Origin of the sequence: Serratia sp. BIGb0234 (assembly GCF_024809915.1) — a bacterium.
In the GTDB taxonomy this organism is placed as follows: domain Bacteria; phylum Pseudomonadota; class Gammaproteobacteria; order Enterobacterales; family Enterobacteriaceae; genus Serratia; species Serratia liquefaciens.
The window spans coordinates 232,118-238,157 of record NZ_JANUEI010000007.1 but is presented as its reverse complement, the minus strand read 5'-3'; the positions used below and the strand labels follow the sequence as shown (position 1 = coordinate 238,157).

The following is a 6,040-nucleotide window of genomic DNA, read 5'->3' as shown; positions in this document are numbered from 1 at the left end:
TCAACCCCTAAATTTCAGGATTTTTTCTCTTCGAACCCCGGAGACTCTGTGAAGTTGTTCACATGTTCCGTGTCGATGGAGGCGCATTATAGGGATCCGAGTTTTTTGCACAACCCCTTTTTTGATCTTTTCTTTCCGTTTGCGCACTTTTCAGCCCTTTCGGGCGGATCTTGCGCGATCAGCGCCATTTTCCTTAAGATCCGTAGCTTCAGTTGGTTGTAATTCCACCGCCAACGTCTAGTATTGCCGGTAAATATGATCCCGACGTGAGGCTATTACCATGTCCGATGCAGTGCGTTCTTATCTTCATTACTCTCCAAAACTGGGTCAACGCGTAATGATCGACCCTTCCAGCGTGGTGATCGGCAACGTTGAGCTGGCCGATGACGTCAGTATCTGGCCGCTGGTTGCCATCCGCGGCGATGTCAACGCGGTAAAGATCGGTCCGCGCAGTAATATTCAGGATGGCAGCGTGCTGCACGTGACTCATAAGTCCGAACATAACCCAGAAGGTTACCCGCTGTTGATCGGGGAAGACGTGACCGTAGGCCACAAAGCCATGCTGCACGGTTGCGCCATAGGCAACCGGGTATTGGTAGGGATGGGATCGATCCTGCTGGATGGTGCAGTAATAGAAGATGATGTGATGATTGGTGCCGGCAGCCTGGTGGCTCCGGGTAAACGTCTGGCGAGCGGTTATCTTTATATGGGAAGTCCGGCACGTCAGATTAGGCCATTGACTGCAGCTGAGTTGGAAGGGCTGCTCTACTCTTCTACTAACTATGTACGTTGGAAAGACGAATATTTGTCTGAAGACATCTGACAAACGCCCGTTCCCTGGCAAGAGAACGGGCACAAGGTTATGCCGCCAACTCGTGGCGCAGTTGACGTAGTACTGGTTCTATCTCCGGCATCACGCCGTGCCACAACAGGAACGCATGCGCGGCCTGCCCCACCAGCATCCCTAATCCGTCAGCATATTCTGTAGCACCCTGTTGCTGTGCCCAGGTCAGAAACGGCGTTAAACCCTGCTGATAAAACATGTCATAACAGCGCGTGTTGCCAGTGATAGTGCCAACCGGCAATGCCGGGATCTCGCCGCTGATCCCGGACGCCGTAGCGTTGATCACTAAATCAAATTGTTGTTGATCGAGTTGATCCAGAGGCAAGGCGGTGATTTCACCGAGATGCTGAAAACTTTCTGCCAGCATTTGCGCACGACTGAAAGTGCGGTTGGTGATCGTCATCTCACAACCAAAAGACAACAGCGGCAAGATCACGCCCCGTGCTGCGCCCCCCGCCCCCACCAGCAAAATGCGATCCTTTGGTTTGATCAGCCCTTGGCGTTCCAGATCGGTCAGCAGGCCGATCCCGTCCGTATTGTCACCCAGCAACCCACCGTCCGGCAGCACCTTGAGCGTATTGACCGCTCCGGCCAACGAGGCACGCTCGCTCAATTCAGACGCAGCCTCGTAGGCATGCTCTTTAAAAGGTACTGTGACGTTCGCCCCCTGACCACCAGCGTGAATGAACGCTTGCAGCGCCGTTTCGAAACCGTCCAGCGGTGCCAACACCGTACCATAGGGATGTTCTATGCCAGTTTGAGCGGCAAACAACGCATGAATGCGCGGTGATTTACTGTGGCTGATAGGATTACCGAATACCGCAAACTTCTCCATTCACATTACCTCTAGCCTTGACGGATCTGTTCGCCGGTCAGGGCATCTCTGATTTCTGAAGGATTAAGGCGGCCACCAACGCTGCCGGCTAACACCGGGAAAGCGACGCCAAACTGCTTCTGCACTTCCTCGGCGCTGCGGCAAGGCTCTTGCCCGCTGAGGTTGGCGCTGGTCGAGACCAGCGGTTTCCCGAATCCTCGGCAAAGCTGCTGAACCAGTGGATGATCGCTGACACGTACCGCCAGAGAGTTGAAACGGCCGGTCAACAAGCGCGACGTTTCCGGACGAGCAGGTATCACCCAGGTGACCGGACCGGGCCAACTGGCAAAAATGGCAGCCCGCTGCCGCTCGCTGAGTGCACTGTCATCTATATAAGGTGCTAACTGCGCATAATCGGCAGCGATCAGGATCAGTCCCTTTTCCCAAGGCCGCTGTTTGAGGGCCAGCAATGCATTTACCGCTTGTTCACTGTCAGGATCGCACCCTAAGCCAAATACGGCTTCTGTAGGGTAAGCGATAACCTGCTGAAGATGCAGCGCGTCAATAATGGGTGTAAAGAGAGGAGTGGTATCTGAGTTCATGGCGTCATTATTCTGTGGTTGCTACGGGTTTTCCGCAAAGCTTACTGGCACAGCAAAGGACTGGGCCTTTTGCCGAACGCTTTTCCATCAGCAGCGGGTAGTGGCAGTACTCGCACTCACCGGCGACGGGTTTAAAATTGAGGACAAACTGACATTCAGGGTAGCGATCGCAGGCGTGGAAAACCTTACCATAGCGTGATTTACGCTGCAGCAGTTTGCCCTGACCACACTGCGGGCAGCTGATGCTGGTTTCGTCCGGTTTATCGATGACTTCGGTGTGATCGCACTCCGGATAGTTGCTGCAACCGATAAACATACCGTAACGGCCCTGGCGCAATGCCAGCGTCGCCTGGCATTTGGGGCATTCCTGCCCGTCCAACATCTTGACGATGTGCCCATCGGCCTGCGCTTTTAGCGGTCGAATATGTTGGCACTCAGGATAACGGGAACAGCCGAGAAAAGGGCCGTGGCGACCACTGCGGATCACCAATTCGGCCCCACATTCCGGACAGGGTTCATTTTGCCTGGCGGCAAAAATCGCGGCTTTTGTCATAACTTCTTCTATAGATATTATCGGCTCAGTGCAGATAACCTTCGTTTACTTCAAATAACAGTTCTTCCATTTGCTGATAGGCGCTTTCATACCCAGGGATATTAAACAGCACCATCAGCACTACCCATTTCAGATCTTCGAGATCGAATTCCGTATTATCCAAAGCCATAACACGATCGATAACCATTTCACGGGTTTCGAGGTTCAATACCTGAATCTGCTCCAGGAACAGGAGGAAACCACGGCAACTGGCATCCAAACGCACGCCTTCTTCTTCGGTGTAAATCCGCATGGCCAGCGGATCGGCATCCATAAAATACGGCGCATTTTCGCCTTCCTGCAGGTCAGCGAGTTTTTCTAGCCAATTCAACGCGTTGTAGATATCATCCCGATCAAACCCCGCCTGAGCGAGATCATCAGTCAGTTGATCCTGATCGACGCGCATCTCTGGTTCATTGTGGATATAAGTTTCAAACAAGTACATCAGTACGTCGAACATGGCCTGCCCTCCTTATTCGGACATAGCCGCCGGGTACAGCTGCGATCCACCCTGCTAACTCCAGATCGAGTAATTTGATTACTACCTCTGGCACAGGTTGGCCGGCACGTTCAGCGACGACGTCAACAGGTGTCACCTCATCTCCTACGTTAGCCAACACATCGGCAAATGGCAATTCAACTTCGGCTTCTGACGCACAAATAGTTGTATTTTCGTTCAACGACAGCCAATGCAGGCCGCTTCCCAGCTGTTCCGCGATCTCTTTCGGCCCGGTAACCAGATAAGCACCCTGTTGGATCAGCCAGTGTGTACCCTCACTCATTGGGTTACCCAGCGCACCGGGTAAAGCGAAAACCTCACGTCCCTGATCAAGCGCACAGCGGGCAGTAATCAGCGTCCCGCTGCGCAGAGAGGCTTCAACTACCACCACGCCCAGACTTAACCCACTGATGATGCGGTTACGGCGTGGGAAATGGTCCGGCATCGGCAAATCGGTGACCAAATATTCTGAGAGCAAAGCCCCGCCACTATCAGCGATCTCTTCGGCCAGACGGCGATGTCGGCGCGGATAGATATTGGCCAGGCCACTTCCCAGAACGGCAACCGTATGTCCTTCCGCCGCAAGTGCTGCACGATGGCAGACGCTATCAATGCCAAGAGCCAACCCGCTGGTGATGGTAAACCCACAGTGAACCAGACCGGTGGTAAAGTAATTGCCCCAGTGCTCACCATAGTGGCTAAACTGGCGGCTGCCGACCATAGCGATTTGCGGCTGCTGCACCGCTTCCGGGTTGCCTTTGACCAGCAGCAGCAAAGGGGCATCGTCGATATGAAGCAACCGCTCTGGATAGCCGCTCTCACCGTAGATCCACAGAAAATGGTCTGGCTGTTCCAGCCAGGCAAGCGTGGCAGCCAGATAACGCGGATCCGCCTGGCGAAACTGCGCCTGCTGTCGGGCATTCAGCCCCAGGTCATGCAGCAAGCGGGAAGGTTCTCCACCGGCCCAGACCAACTGCCGTATTATCTGGCTGGCCTGCGCTGTGCCAAGCCCAGTGACTCCGCGCATCCGTAAGCCGATTTCCTGTGCCTGCATCGCCTGTTCCCTCGCAAAAAATGGTGGTATTACCAATTCGAGCAATTGGTGCGCAATGCTGTCAATCAGGCCGGGAAATGTCTAGAATAGAAGCTAAACCTCGTTTATCACTCGGATACAGATCTCAAGATATATGTCAGTATTGCAGGTATTACATTACCCAGACGACCGGCTGCGCAAAGTTGCGGCCCCGGTAAAAGAAGTCAATGCGAATATCCAGCGCATCGTGGATGATATGTTTGAAACCATGTACGCAGAGGAAGGCATTGGCCTGGCTGCGACACAGGTGGATATCCATCAGCGCATTATCGTCATTGACGTTTCTGAAAACCGCGATCAGCGCCTGGTGCTGATCAACCCGGAGCTGCTGGAAAAAAGCGGCGAAACCGGGATCGAGGAAGGTTGCCTTTCCATTCCTGAGCAGCGTGCTTTAGTTCCGCGCGCCGCTAACGTGAAAATCAGAGCGCTGGATCGCGACGGCAAGCCTTTTGAGCTGGAAGCCGACGATCTGCTGGCCATCTGTATTCAGCACGAGATGGATCACCTGGTTGGCAAACTGTTCGTCGATTACCTGTCGCCACTCAAGCGCCAGCGTATCCGCCAGAAACTGGAAAAACTGGCCAAGTTTAACGCGCGCGCCTAACCGATCAGGAAATCAACGTGTCTGACTCTTTACGGATTATTTTCGCCGGAACTCCAGACTTCGCAGCGCGTCACCTTGACGCGCTGTTGTCATCTGGGCACCAGATTGTCGGGGTTTTCACTCAGCCTGACCGCCCTGCCGGCCGCGGTAACAAGCTGACGCCAAGCCCGGTCAAGGTTTTGGCCGAGCAGCATCAGTTACCGGTATTTCAGCCAAAATCACTGCGCCCGGAAGAAAACCAGCACCTGGTGGCCGATCTCAACGCCGATGTGATGGTCGTCGTGGCTTATGGGCTGATCTTGCCGAAAGCGGTGCTGGATATGCCGCGACTTGGCTGCATCAACGTCCACGGTTCCCTGCTGCCACGCTGGCGTGGCGCCGCGCCGATCCAGCGTTCACTCTGGGCCGGCGATAACGAAACTGGCGTCACCATCATGCAAATGGACGTAGGTCTTGACACCGGCGATATGATGTACAAAATCGCCTGCCCGATTGAAGCCGATGACACCAGTGCCAGTCTGTATGACAAACTGGCGCAGCTCGGCCCGCAGGGCATGTTGACCACGCTGCAGCAAATGGCTGAAGGTTCTGCCAAACGTGAAGTGCAGGATGAATCGCTGGTCACCTACGCCGAGAAGCTGAGCAAAGAAGAAGCTCGCCTCGACTGGAGCTTGTCAGCCGTGCAGCTAGAACGCTGCATCCGCGCCTTTAACCCGTGGCCAGTCAGCTATTTCACCATTGACGATCAGCCGGTAAAAGTGTGGCAAGCCACGGTGTTGGAACAAAACGCCAATGCGGAACCCGGCACCGTCGTTCATGCCGACAAACACGGCATTCAGGTTGCTACCGCCGAGGGTATCCTTAACCTGACTCAGCTGCAGCCAGCGGGCAAAAAACCCATGTCGGCACAGGATCTGCTGAACTCACGTCGTGAATGGTTTACACCGGGTAACCGGTTATAAGCCGCCCTCACTGCCCGGCCGATAATCGCC

8 protein-coding genes are annotated in these 6,040 nt (G+C 54.5%); 3 read left to right on the top strand and 5 right to left on the bottom strand.

What is annotated here, in order from left to right; all coding sequences use genetic code 11:
* Positions 1-280: 280 nt before the first annotated feature.
* Positions 281-823 (top strand): gamma carbonic anhydrase family protein, encoded by a 543-nt coding sequence (locus M2407_RS22030; RefSeq protein WP_020837217.1) that lies wholly within the window; start codon positions 281-283, stop codon positions 821-823.
* A gap of 37 nt (positions 824-860) precedes the next feature.
* Here the strand turns inward: M2407_RS22030 and aroE are convergent, their stop codons facing one another.
* Genes aroE through dprA form a run of 5 tightly spaced genes read right to left on the bottom strand, consistent with a single transcriptional unit; the run spans position 861 to position 4,405 of the window.
* Positions 861-1,679: a shikimate dehydrogenase gene (aroE, locus tag M2407_RS22025; protein ID WP_129983964.1), complete on the bottom strand. Its 819-nt coding sequence runs from the start codon at positions 1,677-1,679 to the stop codon at positions 861-863.
* 11 nt (positions 1,680-1,690) lie between these two features.
* The gene (gene tsaC, locus M2407_RS22020) at positions 1,691-2,260 is read right to left on the bottom strand and encodes an L-threonylcarbamoyladenylate synthase type 1 TsaC (RefSeq protein WP_234530914.1); all 570 of its coding nucleotides are present in this window, start codon (positions 2,258-2,260) and stop codon (positions 1,691-1,693) included.
* Positions 2,261-2,267: 7 nt separating this feature from the next.
* Positions 2,268-2,813: a type I DNA topoisomerase gene (locus tag M2407_RS22015; RefSeq protein WP_020837220.1), complete on the bottom strand. Its 546-nt coding sequence runs from the start codon at positions 2,811-2,813 to the stop codon at positions 2,268-2,270.
* A gap of 25 nt (positions 2,814-2,838) precedes the next feature.
* Positions 2,839-3,312 carry a DUF494 family protein Smg gene (gene smg / locus M2407_RS22010; RefSeq protein WP_046372501.1) on the bottom strand — a complete coding sequence of 158 codons (474 nt, stop codon included), beginning with the start codon at positions 3,310-3,312 and terminating at the stop codon, positions 2,839-2,841.
* Positions 3,284-4,405, bottom strand: coding sequence for a DNA-protecting protein DprA (dprA, locus tag M2407_RS22005; RefSeq protein ID WP_259219774.1), 1,122 nt, complete (start codon positions 4,403-4,405; stop codon positions 3,284-3,286). Before dprA ends, smg begins: the two co-directional genes overlap by 29 nt.
* Positions 4,406-4,538: 133 nt before the next feature.
* On the opposite strand from dprA, the gene def reads away from it, so the two are divergent.
* A complete protein-coding gene (gene def, locus M2407_RS22000; protein ID WP_020837223.1) occupies positions 4,539-5,048 on the top strand; it encodes a peptide deformylase in 510 nt (169 codons plus the stop codon).
* Positions 5,049-5,065: 17 nt separating this feature from the next.
* A complete protein-coding gene (gene fmt, locus M2407_RS21995; RefSeq protein ID WP_259219773.1) occupies positions 5,066-6,010 on the top strand; it encodes a methionyl-tRNA formyltransferase in 945 nt (314 codons plus the stop codon).
* Positions 6,011-6,040: the final 30 nt, after the last annotated feature.